The sequence below is a fragment of the Streptomyces hirsutus genome, assembly GCF_001418415.1.
Classification (GTDB): Bacteria; Actinomycetota; Actinomycetes; order Streptomycetales; family Streptomycetaceae; genus Streptomyces; species Streptomyces hirsutus.
On the sequence record NZ_LIQT01000263.1, the window covers coordinates 14950 to 30409 of the forward strand.

At 69.6% G+C, this 15460-nt stretch carries 9 protein-coding genes; 4 read left to right on the plus strand and 5 right to left on the minus strand.

All coding sequences use genetic code 11. The features are described 5' to 3' along the window. Nucleotides 1–18 precede the first annotated feature (18 nt). Nucleotides 19–741 (minus strand): glutamine amidotransferase-related protein, encoded by a 723-nt coding sequence (locus AOK11_RS20075; protein WP_055595105.1) that lies wholly within the window; start codon nt 739–741, stop codon nt 19–21. A 759-nt stretch (nt 742–1500) separates the two neighbouring features. Between AOK11_RS20075 and AOK11_RS20080 the strand changes: the two genes are divergently transcribed. Together AOK11_RS20080 and AOK11_RS20085 are read left to right on the plus strand one after the other, a co-directional pair. Beyond that, entirely contained in the window at nt 1501–3066 is a 1566-nt protein-coding gene (locus AOK11_RS20080; protein WP_055595106.1) for an MFS transporter, read from the plus strand. 113 nt (nt 3067–3179) lie between these two features. Next, the gene (locus AOK11_RS20085; protein WP_055595107.1) at nt 3180–3581 is read left to right on the plus strand and encodes an ArsR/SmtB family transcription factor; all 402 of its coding nucleotides are present in this window, start codon (nt 3180–3182) and stop codon (nt 3579–3581) included. 81 nt (nt 3582–3662) lie between these two features. Here the strand turns inward: AOK11_RS20085 and aepY are convergent, their stop codons facing one another. The 4 genes from aepY to AOK11_RS20105 all read right to left on the minus strand — a co-directional run bounded on the left by aepY (nt 3663) and on the right by AOK11_RS20105 (nt 13261). Continuing rightward, a complete protein-coding gene (aepY, locus tag AOK11_RS20090) occupies nt 3663–4766 on the minus strand; it encodes a phosphonopyruvate decarboxylase (protein ID WP_055595108.1) in 1104 nt (367 codons plus the stop codon). Further along, on the minus strand, nt 4763–5458 hold the full coding sequence (locus AOK11_RS20095) for a DedA family protein (protein WP_055595109.1): 696 nt from the start codon (nt 5456–5458) through the stop codon (nt 4763–4765). Before AOK11_RS20095 ends, aepY begins: the two co-directional genes overlap by 4 nt. An 82-nt stretch (nt 5459–5540) precedes the next feature. Next, nucleotides 5541–6581 (minus strand): ketoacyl-ACP synthase III family protein, encoded by a 1041-nt coding sequence (locus AOK11_RS20100; RefSeq protein WP_055595110.1) that lies wholly within the window; start codon nt 6579–6581, stop codon nt 5541–5543. Nucleotides 6582–6607: 26 nt separating this feature from the next. After that, nucleotides 6608–13261: a type I polyketide synthase gene (locus tag AOK11_RS20105; protein WP_055595111.1), complete on the minus strand. Its 6654-nt coding sequence runs from the start codon at nt 13259–13261 to the stop codon at nt 6608–6610. Nucleotides 13262–13758: 497 nt separating this feature from the next. Here AOK11_RS20105 and AOK11_RS42930 point away from each other — a divergent pair, with 497 nt between their 5' ends. Together AOK11_RS42930 and AOK11_RS20110 are read left to right on the plus strand one after the other, a co-directional pair. Next, nucleotides 13759–13920: a hypothetical protein gene (locus AOK11_RS42930; RefSeq protein ID WP_157869404.1), complete on the plus strand. Its 162-nt coding sequence runs from the start codon at nt 13759–13761 to the stop codon at nt 13918–13920. Between the two features lie 36 nt (nt 13921–13956). Further along, the gene (locus AOK11_RS20110) at nt 13957–15438 is read left to right on the plus strand and encodes an NAD(P)-binding domain-containing protein (RefSeq protein ID WP_055595112.1); all 1482 of its coding nucleotides are present in this window, start codon (nt 13957–13959) and stop codon (nt 15436–15438) included. Nucleotides 15439–15460 lie beyond the last annotated feature (22 nt).

Below are 15460 nucleotides of genomic sequence, written 5' to 3' on the forward strand. Positions count from 1 at the left end.
GCAGCTGTGCTGTGATGGTCAGAGCGTGGGCGCCGGCAGGGCGCCGGCGTTGGCCTTGGTGCGTACGGCAGCCAGGAAGGCCTTGAGAATTCTGTGTTCGGCTCCCGGTGCGGACGACAGCTCGGGCTGGAAGAGGCTGCCCATGAAGAACGGATGTCCGGTGATCTCCAGTGCGCGCGGTGCGCCATCGCTGTCCCAGGCGCTGAGCTGCAGCGAGCCCTGGTTGGCGGCGTTCATGAAGGTGTCGGTCAGCCCGTAGTCGCAGTGGAAGATCTCCTCGACCTCGGTCGTGCCGTAGATGGCGGCGAGCCGGGAGTTCTCTTTGACCTTCAGTGGAGCCTTCTCCCCGCGGAAGAAGCACTTCAGCGGGGTGACGAGAGGCATCAGCTTCTCGGGGTCCTCGTCGACGCCGGCTGCTTCCGGCAGGTGCAGTACGTTCTGGGCGTGCTCGATCAGGGCGCTGAAGAAGCCGCCGCAGGTGCCCAGGAACGGCAGCTGGTTCTCCCGGGCACGGCGCACAGCGATGTGCACGCCTTTCTGGTTGAAGTACGGCGCCCCCGGTACCACCCACACGCCGTCGAAGCCGTCCAGGCGGGAGGCGTCGTGGATCTCGGTGGTCGGTATCCACTCGGTGGTCAAGTCCCACTGCTCACGCATCGCGTCGATCTTCGGGTGGGACGGCTCGTCGTGATTGCCGCGGTCGCCCACCAGGGCAAGGCGTGGCTGAGCAGAGACTGACATCGTTTTCCCCTTCAACTGTTTCAGGAAGGTTCGGAATCGTCATCGCCGGTGACGGTTCCAGCCTTGTGGGCGCAGCAGAACGCGTGCCGAACGCTCGCCGCTGCGCGAGTGTGTGGTGTCTGAGGTGATGTCAGGACCGTGCCGCCACGCACGGATCCCGTGACAGAAGAAGTGGTGGGGTGCTACCGCCGCTGCGGCGGTGGTGCGGCTGCGAGTCGTCGCCTACCGGATGTACGCATGTCTTCCAGCCCCCGATGCACCCCGTGCGGGAGCCCCTCTGCAGGACCCCCGTGCTGCTTCTCGCTCAATTTATCGATGGCGGTCGAAGTGTTCGAGGGTTTCTTGGTCGGACTGGAAACGTTCGCGCCATCTACGAGCGGTGACGCGGGGCCCGCGTCGCAGCGGTGGATCTCGTGCACGAATTGCCCCCTCACCAGCCATGTTGTGCTGCTTCGGGCGAGCTGGCCGGTGGGGCTGGCGGGCGGCGTGCCGTTCGGTGCCGATCCTCTGTGGCGCGTGCCTTTATGCACGCCAGCGCGGCAAAAGGGGCCGGATGAGCGGGGGTTGCGAAGGATTGAAGGAGATGGCCGGAAGCAGTGCACAAAGTGAGCCGTTATCAACAGTGATGACTGTTGATAACGGCTCATGCTGTTTAGTTTGGCGTGGCCGGCGGCCGGCCTGCCTTTCATTCCCCCGCGGGCACGGCCGGCCCCGGCCGCCCTACGGGGCGCCGACCTGATTGCTCTTGAGGAGAAGTAAGTGAACCGCTCTGCCGGCCATCCCCGCCGATGGCAGATCCTGAACATCTTGTGCCTGAGTCTGGTGCTGATCGGCCTGGACACGCTCATCCTGAACCTGGCCCTGCCCAGCATCCAGAAGGACCTGGACGCCACCAGCAGCCAGCTGCAGTGGATGGTCGATTCCTACGCCCTGGCCTTCGGCGGGCTGCTGCTCATGGCTGGCGGCCTGTCGGACCGGTTCGGCCGCAAGAGGCTTCTCTCCGTTGGCCTCGGGGCTTTCGCGCTGACCAGCCTGGGCGCCGCGTTCGCCTCCAGCGCAGAGATGCTGATCACTTTCCGCGCCCTGATGGGTATTTCAGCGGCGCTGATGATGCCCGCCACCCTCGCCATCATCAAGGACGTCTTCCCGCGTGAGGAGCAGGGCAAGGCGATCGGAATCTGGTCGGGCGCGGCGGCTGTCGGAGTCCCGCTCGGCCCGCTCGTCAGCGGCCTGCTGCTGGAGCACTTCTGGTGGGGCTCGATGTTCCTCATCAACGTGCCCTTGGCGGCCATCGCCTTGATCGGCAGCGCCAAGCTGATCCCCGAATCCAAAGCCGAAGGCCATCCCGGCCTGGACCTAGTGGGCGCCCTGCTGTCGGTGGCCGGACTGATCGCCATCGTCTACGGGCTGGTCGAAGCCCCGCACAACGGCTGGGGCGACATCATCACCCTCGGCTCTCTCTTCCTCGGCGTGGTCCTGATGGTCGCCTTCGTCATCTGGGAGCGTAAGACCGCCCATCCGATGCTCGATGTGGGCCTGTTCCTCAACGCCCGTTACGGCGGCGGCGCCCTGGCCATCGCCTGCACCTCCTTCGGCCTCTACAGCGGCCTGTACCTGCTCACCCAGTACCTGCAGTCCGTACTCGAACTGGACCCGCTGGGCGCGGGCCTGCGCATGCTCGCCATCGGCACGATGATGGTGGGCGCTCCCCTGTCGGCGAAGCTGGTGGAACGCACAGGACTGAAGACAACGGTCGTGTTCGGTCTGCTGCTCTGCGCCGCGGGACTGGGTGTCCTCGCGGGGCTCACGGTCGACGACGAGACCCAAGCGCTTGTCGGGCTGGCCGTCTTCGGCCTGGGCATGGGCATCGCTCTGCCGGCCGCCGTGGATGCCATTCTGGTCGTTTCCGCCGCCCGTCAGGCGGGCGCCGGCTCCGCGGTCGCGGATGTCGGCATGCAGGTCGGCGGCGCACTGGGTATCGCCATCAGCGGCAGTGTGATCGCCACGCTCTACCGCGACGACCTGCCCCAGGCCGCTCAGCTGCCCGGCGAGGCCGGGCAAGCGGTGCAGGAGTCCCTTGCCGGCGCCTCCGCGGTAGCTCAGCAGCTCGGCGGCGCCGCCGGACAGCGCGTCCTGGACGCCGCGCAGCACTCGTTCGTCGGCGGATTCGCCACCACCCTGCTGATCGCCGTCGGCGTTGCCGCAGTCGGGGCCCTGGCCGCCGCGTTCATCCTGCCTCGTGCCCGTGTCGCCGAGGACGACGGCACGGCACAGTCCGAAGTCGCCGCTCACAGCGACAACGCCGACGCCTCTGTCACCTCCTGAAGACCCGGGAGCGTAAAGTGCATAGGATCGACTCCGCAGCCCGGCCCGGCCCACACACGAGGAGCGGGCCGCCCGGGCTGGACAGCCGGCCCGCTGGTGAGAGGGAGGTGGCGATGGCCCGGCCATCGAAGCTCAGGGTGGCGGTCAGTGATCCCGCCCAGTGGCTCAGCGAAAGCGAACGGGCACAGATGCTTGCACCCAAGCTGCGGGCCCTTGCGGACGAGACCCGGCTGACGCTGATCCTGCTGATTGCGCAACGCTCCCGGACCGTCAAGGAGCTGCAGGAGGCCACCGGTCTGAGTCAGACCCTGGTCAGTCATCACCTGGCGCCGCTGAGGGAACAGAACCTTGTCGAGGCGATTCCCAAGGGCCGCAGCAATCAGTACGTGATGTGCTGCCAGACTCTGGCCGAGCCACTACGCATGTTCGCCAGCCTGGCTGCGACGGACCCCGAGACAGTGGCGGCCTGTCTGCAGACCGGAGCCGAACAGCCCGCTGCGGTCCAGAGCGCCTGAGACAGCGCAACCGACCGCGGAGAAGAAGGGCCGGTGTTCCACGCAAAGGCGCGGAACACCGGCCCTTCTGTCCCAGGGGTCCTACTGCCGCAGGTCGCGCTGGAAGCGGTCCCGGATGTCCAGCGTGCTGAGCGCATTGGTCGCGCGGGGCGGGATCGCGCCGGTACGGGGCAACGTCTTGACACACACCAGATGCGGACCGGAAGCAGCCTGCGCCCGCTGCATGGCAGCCCGTACGGCGTCTTCACCGTCGCAGACGACCGCGCTGGCGTAACCGGCAGCCCGTGCCATGTCGGGGAACGACGTGGTCGCCGACGTCGTGGCCTGCCCACCTGTCGACTCGTGCACCCGGTTGTCGAGCACCACATGGATGAGGTTGGCGGGCGCCTCGCTGCCGATCATCGACAAAGCGCCCAGGTGCATCAACAGCGCACCGTCCCCGTCCAGGACCACCACGGTCCGCTCCGGATGCGCCAGTGCCACCCCGAGGCCGATGGACGAGGCGTGTCCCATGGAACCTTGCATGTAAAAGGTGCCGGGCGTGTCGGCCACGGCGAAGGTGTCGCGGCCGGTGAAGCCGGTGGTGGCGACGACGGCCGCCTGCGGTGCGGCAGCGGCGACGATCCGTATGGCCTCAGCGGCCGGAAGCCCTTCGGTGTGAGGGGCATTGGCCGCAGCGGCCTTGCCGATGGCGCCGCGCTCGACCAGGACGAACGGCGCCCGCTGCTCGGCCAGATCCTTCTCCGCCTTCTCCAGGACCGCGGAGAACTCCTCCACTCCGTCCTGCGCGTACAAGGTGTGGTGGGGGACGTCGACACTGTCGAGCATCCCGGGCGTCGACGGCCCCATGACCGCGTGCTGGGGCTCGTCCGTGGCCGGGTCGGGCCAGCCACGCAGACTGGTGAAGGTCAGGATCGGCAACTGGTAGGTCATCACCAGCGAGGTGAGCGGGTTGATGAGGTTGCCCAGACCGGAGTTCTGCAGCATCACATAGGCACGCTGCCCCCCCAGGGCGGCACCAGCGGCCACCGCCAGCGCGCTGCCTTCATTCGGGGCGGGCACGTAGCGGCCCGGCTGGGTGCTCAGGTGCGCGATCGGTCCGCCGAAATGAGAGCAGGGAACGCCGCTGGCAAGCGTGAAACCACGGTCGGCCAGCAGGTCACAGAAGTCTTGTGCGGAGATCATGGACGGGGCAGCTCCTTTTCGGGGAGGGCGGACGGTGCGGGGGACGTCGCCTGTTCTGCGGCCTGGGCACTGCGGGCACGACGCCGCATCTTGATGCCTTCGACGATGATGGGGATGCCGGAGATGAGGACGATGCCGATGACGATGGCCTCGATGTTGTCGCGGACGAAGGCGATCTGCCCCAGGTAGTAGCCGACCAGGGTCAGGCTGACCGACCACAGGACCGCACCGATCACGTTGAACAGGAAGAACGTGCGGTACGTCATGCGTCCGACGCCGGCGGTGATGGGGATGAAGGTGCGGAAGACGGGGATGAAGCGGGCCATCACCAGTGCCTTGGGGCCGTGCTTGAGCATGAACTGCTGGGCCCGTTCGGCGTTCTCCTGTTTGAAGAAACGGGAGTTGGGACGCCGGAAGAGGGCGCTGCCCACTTTCCGCCCGAAGGCGTAGCCGAACTGGTCGCCCAGGACGGCGGCCACCGCGATGGCGAGCATGACCAGCCACAGGGGCTGGTGGAGGAACTGGTCGTTGGCCACGAGAAGACCCGCTGTGAACAACAGCGAGTCGCCGGGCAGGAAGAAGCAGACGATCAGGCCGGATTCGGCGAAGACGGTGGCCATGATGCCCAGTAGTCCGAAGCCGGATATCAACGCTTCGGCGTCGAGCAAGGGTGATGAGGCGAGGTTCTGCACGGGTGCCCCCCTGGACGGTGGTGCGAGTGAGTGGACATGCTCCGCCGGCCCCATGGCGGGGCCGGCGGACAGGCGCGGTTGGTCAGTTGGCGGCCCAGCCGGGCCGCTGGTCGATGCGTACGACGGCGCAGGTGATGGACACCCCGCCGCCGTGGGCGACGATCAGGACGTGGTCACCGGGGCCGACCTGCCCGGTCTCCACCAGGTGCGTCAGGCCCACGATCTGGTCGTTGACCGTCATGTGGCCCAGATTGCGGCCGAAGTCGAGCAGACCCTGCTCGGGGGAGAGGCCCATCGGGTCGAGAATGACCTTCAGATAGCTCTCCTGGCCGGTGAAGACGTGGCAGACCCGGGTGACGTCGCCCGGCTCCAGGCCGGCCTCGGCCAGCGTGCGCAGCGCTATCTCCGTGCGCAGCTCGCCCTGGCGGCGCACGACCTCGGCGACGGTCTCCTCCAGTCCGCCGGCGGCGGCCAGGCGCTCCTTGAAGTCCATGCCGCGGCCTACCGTCAGCGACGGCGGGAAGAGCGCCTCGGTACCGCGGTACTGCTCCTCCACCTCGGCGGTGGAGCCGGTGTTGATGGACAGCAGGCTCGCGAATCCCTCGGACTTCGACAGCAGGATCGCACTGCCCCCGTCACCGAGGACACCGTTCTGGATGCCGAAGGCCCACCGGTTGAAGTTGGGGGTGCCGACGTTGTCGGCACCGGTGAGCAGAGCGGCACCGCGTTCGGGTACGGCCTTGAGGTAGCAGGCAGCCAGCTCCAGAGAGCCGATCAGGCCGCTGCAGGCCTGCCAGATACGGAAGGAGGGCACGTCGCGGTCGGTCAGATGCCGCAGGATGTAGTGCTGCGGCGACCAGCCCTCGGGGCCCTGCTCATGGCCGCAGGCGTGGATGTGCAGGTCGATGTCATGCGGGTGGAGCGCGGAGCGTTCCATGGCCTGCCGGGCTGCGGCGATCGCCATGTCCGGAGCGGGCATGTCGTCGGCGACCGCGGCACCGGTCCAGCCGTAGAACTCGTAGTCGTCGGCGTCGTACAGGCCCAGCGCGACGGCCTTGCGGGCGTCGACGATCTCAGGGATGTACGTGCCCAGTCCGGCGATGCGAATGTCGGTGGTCTTCATGAAGTCGGTCCTCGTCACTCGCTCGGTCAGGCCGAGGCGTCTGCGGAGTTCAGTTCGGTGGCCAGGGCTTGGGCGACGGTGGTGATGGTGCCGTCCTTGAGGAGCTGGACCATGGGCAGCTTGATCTGGTAGCGGCGTTCGATGCGGTTGCGCAGTTCCACGGCCATGAGGGAGTCCATGCCGAGGCGGTTCAACGGCCGGTTGACGTTGACGCGTTCGGCGCGCAGGCCCATCACCACGGCGACCTCCTGCTTGAGGAAGTCCAGCAGCTCCTCGGAAGGCACCGCCTGCCCGGCAGCCGGCGACTGCGGCGCAGGCCGGGCGGCTGCCACAGGCTCGGGGCTGGACGAAGCGGTGACCGGCACCGGCGCTGAGGGGGGCGTGGCCGCACGCGGCTCAGCGGGCTCGGTGGCCGCCGGCGGCGTGGAAGGCTCGGCGCGGTACTCCGCACGGGCGGGAGCCTGCCTCCGCCGGTCGTCGCCGGTCAGATACTGCAGCAGCGGAGCTGTCGCGGCACTCGGGTACGCGCGGGCCCACGCGGGCCAGTCGGTCGGCAGCACCGCGGTGTGGACCCGGCCTTCGGCCAGGATCAGACCCAGCAGCGCCAGCCCGTCGGCCGGACTGAAGGAGGCCATGCCCTGCGGCAGAAGTGTGCGCTCTTCCTGCTGCTCCTTGCGGGCTACCATGCCGACGCTGTCCCAGAAACCCCAGTTGACGACGGTGGCGGGCAGTCCTTGAGCATGTCGGTGGTGGGCCAGCGCATCGAGGAAGGCGTTGCCGGCCGCGTATCCGCCCAGCATGGGGGAGCTGAGCAGGGCGGAGCCGGAGGAGAACAGCACGAACGCCTCCACCGATTCCTCACGGAGCAGCCGGTGCAGGTTCCACGCCCCGGAGACCTTGGCCGCCAGCACCCGGTCCATCTCGGTGCCGCTCATGTCGCTCAGGGGGGTGTAGTCGATGACCCCGGCCGCATGGAAGACACCGCGTACGGGTGGCAGGCCCGTGCGGCGTCGGGACTCGAGCACCGCCTGCATGGCCTGGGCGTCGGAGACATCCACGGCCTCATACGTCACATGCACCCCGCGCTCGCGCAGCTGCCTGAGCACGGTGACAGCGGCAGCCTGCGGGTGGCTCTCGTCCGCTGCCGCATCACGCTCCGGCAGCGCGCTACGACCGGTGAGCAACAGGTGCCGGGCTCCCTGGTCGGCCAGCCACAGGGCCAGCTGACCGCCGATGCCGCCCGCGCCCCCGGTGATCAGATAGGTGCCGTCGGCGTGCACGGTCACAGCCCGGCCGCGTGGGCCGGTTGCTGCAGCAGATGCTTGGCCGAACGACAGCACGATCTTGCCGGTGTGCCGGGCCTGGGCCATCAGGCGGAAAGCGTCCGCGGCCTTCTCGACCGGGTACACCGTGTGCGGCAGAGCCTCCAACGCACCCTTGTCGACCAGGGAGGCAGCGGCCCGCAGTACCCCTCCAGCGCGCTCGGGAGCGTGCTGGATCATGTGCACGACGTCGATGGCGTGGAAGGACAGGTTGCGGGCGAAGGCGCCCAGCGGCAGCGCGTTGTTGTCGAGGATGTCGCGTTTGCTGAGTTCCAGGTAGTGCCCGTACGGGGCCATCAGCGACAGGTTCGCCTCGATGGCGTCACCGGCCAGGGTGTTGCAGATGACGTCGAAGCCCTCTTCCCCGAGGGCGGGCTTGAAGGCCTCGGCGAACGCGAGGCTGCGGGAGTCGGCGACCTGCTCCACACCGAGCTCGGTCAGCAGATCCCGCTTGGCGTCACTGCCGGCCGTGGCGAAGACGCGGGCTCCCTTCCAGCGGGCGACGTTCAGCGCGGCCCGCCCGGTGCCGCCGGTGGCGGTGTGGATGAGGACCTTCTGGCCGCGCTCCAGGCGGGCCATGTCGTTCAGCGCGTGGTAGGCGGTGAGGTAGGCGGCCGGCAGTGTCGCGGCCTCGGCCGAGGTCAGCCTGGCCGGCTTGGGCGCGGTGAGGCAGGCACGGGTGACGACTTCGGAGGCCAGGGCCCCTTCGGCGAAAGCGATGACCTCGTCGCCCACCGTGACGTCGGTGACGGCGCTGCCGGTCTCGCTGACCGTGCCGGCGCACTCCCAGCCCATCACCGGCGGCTTGTTGTCCTGCCCGGGGTACATGCCCAGACTCAGCAGCACGTCCCGGTAGTTGACGCCGGCATGGCTGACCTGGATACGGACCTCATCCGCTGCGAGGAGCCGCGAGGGCGTCTCGATCAGATGGAGGTCGTCGATGACGCCGGGGGCGGGCAGCGACAGCGCCTGAGGCGGACGGGCGGAGGCGGCGGCCGGGCGCAGCCGGGCCGCCAGGCGCCGTCCGTCGCGCAGCGCGATCTGGTCTTCCTGGTCTGCGTGCAGCAGCAGCTCCGTCAGGGCCGAAACGCTGGCCGCCGAGTGGTCCAGGTCAACGAGGTGCGGGGTCAGCGCGGGGGCCTCGGCGGCCAGCGTGCGGCCGAGCCCCCACAACGTGGCTTGGAAGGGGTGGCGGACCCGCTCCGCGGTGCCGGTGGCCTGGGCGAGCTGGGTGGCCAGCCACAGCGGCGGGTGCCCGAGCGGGTTCTGCTCCAGAGCCCGGGTCAGGTACAGGACGCTGTGCGCGGCCAGCAGTTGGGTGCGGCGGATCTCGGTGGGAGTGGCGTCCAGACCGGCCTGGGCGTCCAAGGCCCACAGGTGGATGATGCCGCGACAGGCGCCGTAGCGGGTGACGTCGCCCAGGACCTCGCGGTAGTGCTCTTCCTTCGCCGGGTCGATGCGGTAGCGCTCGCCGCCTCCGGCCAGGCGGCCCGCGCCGGTGGTGACCGCCACCACGCGCTGGCCGCGACCGGTCAGTTCCCGCACCAGGGACCGTCCGGTGGACCCGCTGTCGGTGAGCACCAGCCAGAAGCCGTCCGGGACGGTGGTGGCCGTGGTGGGGGCGGGCAGGGGAGCTTCGTCCCAGGTGAGCGTGTGCAGCCAGGTGTCGCGGTCGCTGCTACCGGGGGAGGCCGGGGTGTCGGGGGTACGCGGTGGCGTCACGGAGTCCTCGGTGTGCGGGGTGAGCAGGGCGGGGGCGTGGCCGGCCAGGTACTGCAGGCGCAGGCCGCGCATCTGGGCGATCAGACGGCCGTCGTCGGCGCGGATGTCTATGTCGGCGACGAAGGAGTCCTCGCGCGGGGAGGGCAGCAGCCTGGCGTGGCTGAACAGTGAGGTGGGCGGCTGCTGGTAGAAGCGGACCTCGTCGATACCGCCCAGGACGAAGACGCCTTCCTCACCGGGAGCCGTCAGCGGGCGGGCGGCGGCCATGGCGTGGCCGCTGGCGTCCAGGAGCGCCGGGTGGAAGTGGTGGAGGGCAAGGCTGTCCACGAGCGCGGCAGGGCAGGTCAGCCGGGCGAGGACTTCGCCGTCGGTGCGCCACAGGTCGGTGATGCCTTGAAATGTGCCGTTCCACTGGTTTCCGCGGGCGGCGTTCCATGGATAGAAGTCGTCGGCGTTCTGGTGCTGAGGCAGGCGAGCGCGGATCGTCCGGAGCGGCTCGTCCGGCTGGGCAGCGTCGCCGGGCAGAGCGCGGGCGGTGGCTTCGGTGTGCAGGATCCAGTCGCTGGTGTCGGCGTCCCGGCTGTGGATGCGGCAGTGCAGTGAGGCGTCCGGGTTCGGGGCGAGAGTGACCCGGACCTCGGGGGCGGGCCCGTCCTCGTCCAGGAAGAGGGCGCGGTGGTAGTGCACGTCGCTCACCGACAGTGCACCGGTGTCCAGTTCGGTGCGTACGGCTGCGCCGATCAGTTCGAGGTGGGCGGTGCCCGGCAGGATGATCGTGTCCTGGATGCAGTGGTCGCGCAGGTAGGGGTTGTCGGCCAGACGCAGGGGGCCCTGCCAGGTACGGGTGGTGCCCTCGGCGGGAAGCGGGCGGCCCAGCAGCGGATGGGCGGGCTGCCCGGCCGGCTCCGGAGCGGCGGGCTTCGCGGCAGCGGGTGCTATGGGGGTGGGGGTGCGGCTGATCCAGTGGCGGGTGCGTTGCCACGGGTAGGAGGGCAGCGGCACGTAGTGGCCGCCGGCGGTCAGCGCGCTGAGGTCGAGGCCGACGCCGGCTGTGTGCAGGGCGGCGGCCGAGGTGAGCAGGCAGGTGCGTTCGTCGGAGTGGCGGCGCAGGCTGCCGACCGCGGTGGTGTCCGCGCCGGTGGCCAGACGGCTGGTTTCGCGGATACCGGCTACAAGGAGTGGGTGAGGGCTGACTTCGACGAACAGCGTGTCTCCGAAGTCGAGTTGGCCGCGGACCGCGCCGATGAAGTCGACCGGCTGACGGATGTTGCGCACCCAGTAGTCGGCGTCCATGCCGGAGCCGTCGATCACTTCGTTGAGCAGAGTGGAGTGCAGAGGGATGCGGCCCGCGCGCGGGGTGAGGTGGGACAGCTCGGCGAGCAGGTCCTCGCGCAGGGCGTCCATCTGTGGGCAGTGGGATGCGAAGTCGACGTTGACCCGCCGGTTGTCGACACCGCGGGCGTCGAGGCCGGCCAGCACCTGGTTCAGGGCTTCGCCGTCGCCGGAGAGGAGGGTGGAGGTGGGGCTGTTGATGGCAGCCACCGCCACTGTGTCCTCGTGCCCGGCCAGCGCTGCTGCGGCCTCGTCGGCGGGCAGGGCGACCCAGGCCATGGTGCCGCGGCCGGAGAGGCGTTTGGCCAGTCGGCTGCGGCGGCAGATGACCGCTGCGGCATCGGGAAGGGACAGTGCGCCGGAGATGTAGGCGGCGGCGGACTCGCCCATGCTGTGTCCGATGACCACATCCGGCTCGATGCCCCAGGACCGCCACAGTTCGGCCAGGGCGATCTCCATGGCCCACAGGGTGGGCTGGATGACGTCGAGCTGCTTGAGCCGCTCCTCGTCCGCGGAGCGCAGCAGCTCGATGACCGACCAGCCGGTCTCGGTCTTGATGGCGTCGTCGCAGGCCTGCATGGCCTGGCGGAAGACCGGTTCGGAGTCGAGGAGTTCACGGCCCATGCCCGGCCACTGCGAGCCCTGGCCGGGGAAGACGAACGCGATCCTGGGTGCCGTTTCGGGGTCGGTGTAGTCGCTGAAGGATAGGCCGGGTTCGTTCTCGCCGTCGACGAAGCCCCGCAAGGTGGCAACGGCTTCGGCGTGGCTGTCGGCGGGCAGCGCGAGCCGGGCGTCGTGGGGGGTCCGGCGCAGCCCCGCCGAGTGGGCGATGTCGCGCAGGGAGTGCTGGGCGCCGGGACCGTCGAGGTGGTCGGCCATGGCGCGGGCGGCGTCGGCGAGGGCTTCGGGGCTGAGGGCGGACAGCACCAGCAGCTCGCTGCGAGCGGCCGGCGTCCGCGGATCCGTGGCGTGGGTGGCCGGCTCGGGGGCGGCTTCGAGGACGAGGTGTGCATTGGTGCCGGAGAAACCGAAACTGGAGACCCCGGCGACAACGGGCCGGTCCCGCTCGGGCAGCGGTACGGCCCGGGTGGGGACAGTCAGCGGCAGGTTGTCCCAGTCGACGGCCGGGTTGGGGTTCTTCAGATGCAGGTTGGGCGGAACCGTCTTGTTCTCCAGGCACAGCACGGCCTTGATGAGGCCGGCGATCCCGGCGGCCGCCTCGGCATGACCGATGTTGGTCTTCACCGAACCCACCAGGCAGCGCTGGTCCGGTGTGCGGGGGCCGACGATGTCGGCCAGGGCCTGCAGTTCGACCGGGTCACCGACGCTGGTGCCGGTGCCGTGGGCCTCGATGTAGTCGATGTCGGCCGGGTTCACACCGGCGTTGGCGTAGGCGCGGCGCAGTACGTCGCGCTGGCCCTCGACGGCGGGGGTGACCAGGTAGCCGCTGCTCTGCCCGTCGTTGCCGACGGCGGAGCCGCGGATGACGGCCCGGATGCGGTCGCCGTCGGCCAGAGCGGCCGACAGCGGTTTGAGGATGACCGCGCCGATGCCGTCGCTACGGACGAAGCCGTCGCCGGAGGCGTCGGCGAATTTGCAGCGGCCGTCGGAGGCGAGCATGCCGGCGCCGGAGTAGACGACACCCTCTTCCGGCAGCAGCACGAGGTTGACGCCGCCGGCGATCGCCAAGGGGCACTCGCCGAGTCGGATCGCCTGGACGGCGTTGTGGACGGCCACGAGCGCGGAGGAGCAGGCGGTGTCGACGGTGAAGCTGGGGCCGCGCAGGTCGAAAGCGTAGGACAGGCGGCCGGAGGTGATGGCGCGGGCGGCTGCACCGGTCATGGCGTACAGGTCGAGCTGGTCGCGGTCGTCGTACTGCAGGTGCCAGTAGTCACCGCCGAGCTGGCCGATGAATACGCCCGTGTCGGTGCCGGCGATGCGGGGGAGGGGCTGGCCTGCGTCTTCGAGGGCTTCGTAGGCGACTTCCAGCAGCAGCCGCTGCTGGGGGTCCATACGGTCGGCTTCGCGCGGGGAGATGCCGAAGAACTCCGCGTCGAAGGCGTCGATGTCCCGCAGCAGGCCGCCCCAACGGCTCACCGTGCGGCCGGGTGTGCGGGGCGTGGGGTCGTAGACGGCGTCGATGTCGTAGCGCTCGGGCGGGATGTCCGAGATGGCGTCGCGGCCCTGAAGCAGCATGTCCCAGAGCTGTTCAGGGCTGGTGGCGTCGGCGAACCGTCCGGCCATGCCGATGATGGCGATCGGTTCACTGGCGGTCTCAGCCGCGCGGGCGGGGTCGTGAGGCATGAATGTCCTTCCGGGCATGACGAAGCCGTTCACTGGTGAAGCAGCACGGAAGGAACCGCGATGTGGGCGCGACGGACCGGAAGGACCGGCCCGGTGGCGGGCGGACACACCGAGGGCAAGGCGGGGTAGGGCGGGAAAGAGCCGGCGTCCGTTGATTGAGCGGAAAGATGCGGGGCGAGCGCACTGACCGTTCACGGGCCGGGCGCGGCTATCGGCACAGCCGCGATTTCCCGATGTCGTTGTGGCGCTGGGCAGATGAGCCCTGTGTCGCTAACCCCGTTGTTTCGACATGTATCGAGATTGACTCGACGCAAGGGGCCCGCGCAACGCGGCGCGCAGTGACGCTCATCACACTCCGTCCGGCCGTGGCCGGAGGTTGACATCCATCGAAGCAAGGGTGAGGCTGGGAGCCTGATTCGTTGTTTATCTATATAGGCGGTTGTGATGCGCTCGCTCCCGCGTCGCCGTCTGAGCCGCCACGGCAGGAGCTGATCCTGATGAGTGAACTCGTAGGCGCCGGCGCCGAGCAGGCCGGCCCCTGCTGTGCCGCGATCGCCGAGTTACGGCGGCGGGCGGAGCAGCGCACCGAGCAGCACATGCAGGCGGGCGGCGGCGAGGACCTCGTGGCTCCTTCGCCCGATCTCGCGCACGACGTCTGACTGCCGCCCTCACCCTTCGTGAAAGGACACCACACCGTGGTTGACCTCAGCCCCGACCGCCTTCCCGTCGCCGTGATCGGAGCCGGCCCCGTCGGCCTGGCTGCCGCAGCGCACCTGGCCGAACGGAACCTCCCCTTCGTTGTCGTGGAAGCCGGCGACGCCGCGGCACCATCCGTGCAGGCCTGGTCCCACATCCAGCTCTTCAGTCCCTGGGAGTTCAACACCGACCCCGCCGCCCGCCGCCTGCTCGCGGCCGCCGGATGGGACGAGCCCGAGGCATCCGCCCTGCCCACCGGTGGCGACCTCGTCAAGCAGTACCTCCAGCCGCTCGCCGAACTGCCCGCACTGGCACCGCACATCCGCTACGGCGCCGCCGTAACCGCCATCAGCCGCCTGGGGATCGACCGCCTGCGCACCGCAGGCCGGGAAACGGTCCCCTTCGTCCTGCGACTGGCCGACGGCGAAGAACTGCTCGCCCGCGCCGTCATCGACGCCTCCGGCACCTGGCACCAGCCCAACCACGTCGGCGCCAACGGTCTGCCCGCCCACGGCGAGCAGGACGCCGCTGCCTGGATCAACCATGGCCTGCCCGACGTCCTCGGAGCCGACCGCGATCAGTACGCCGGCCGCCACACCGTCGTCGTCGGCGCCGGCCACTCGGCAGCCAACACCTTGCTGGCCCTGGCCGAACTGGCCGACATCGCGCCCGGCACCACCATCACCTGGGCCATCCGCGGCACCGACCCGTCCGCTTCCTTCGGCGGCGGCAGTGACGACGAGCTGCCTGCCCGCGGAGCCATCGGCTCCGGCCTGAAGATGCTCGTGGACACCGGTCGCGTCACCCTCGCCGCCAACTTCCGTACCCACGCCGTCCGCCGCCTGGGCGACGATCCCACCCGCGACCAGGTCGAACTCGTCTCCCAGGGCCCGGACGGCACCGGGCAGACACTCACCGCCGACCGGATCGTCGCGGCCACCGGCTTCAGGCCTGACTACCGCATCGCCGACGAGCTGCGTCTGGAGCTCGACCCGATCATGTCCGCGGCCCGCGCCCTCGCCCCGCTCATCGACCCCAACCAGCACTCCTGCGGCACCGTCACCCCGCACGGCTACCGCGAACTGGCCCATCCCGAACCGGGCTACTACGCCGTCGGCATGAAGAGCTACGGCCGAGCCCCGACCTTCCTCATGCTCACTGGATACGAGCAGGTCCGTTCCATCGCCGCAGCCCTCGCCGGCGACATGGAGGCCGCCCGGTCGGTCGAACTGCAGCTCCCAGAGACCGGGGTGTGCTCGGTGACCGCCGGCGGTGAGGCACTCGCTCTGCGTCTGGGCCTGACCAAGGACCAGCACGAGCAGCTCCTCCACGTCACTGCCAAGCACCTGGGCACCTCTGCCACCGCCTCGGATGCCGTGCTGTCCGCTGCCACAGAACTCGGCATCGACCACACTGCTGCCCTGCAGCTGGCCACCTACGCCGCCGAGATGTTCGACATGCCCGGCGCCTCCGGCTGCTGAGCAACGACAGCGCGGTTGCCTC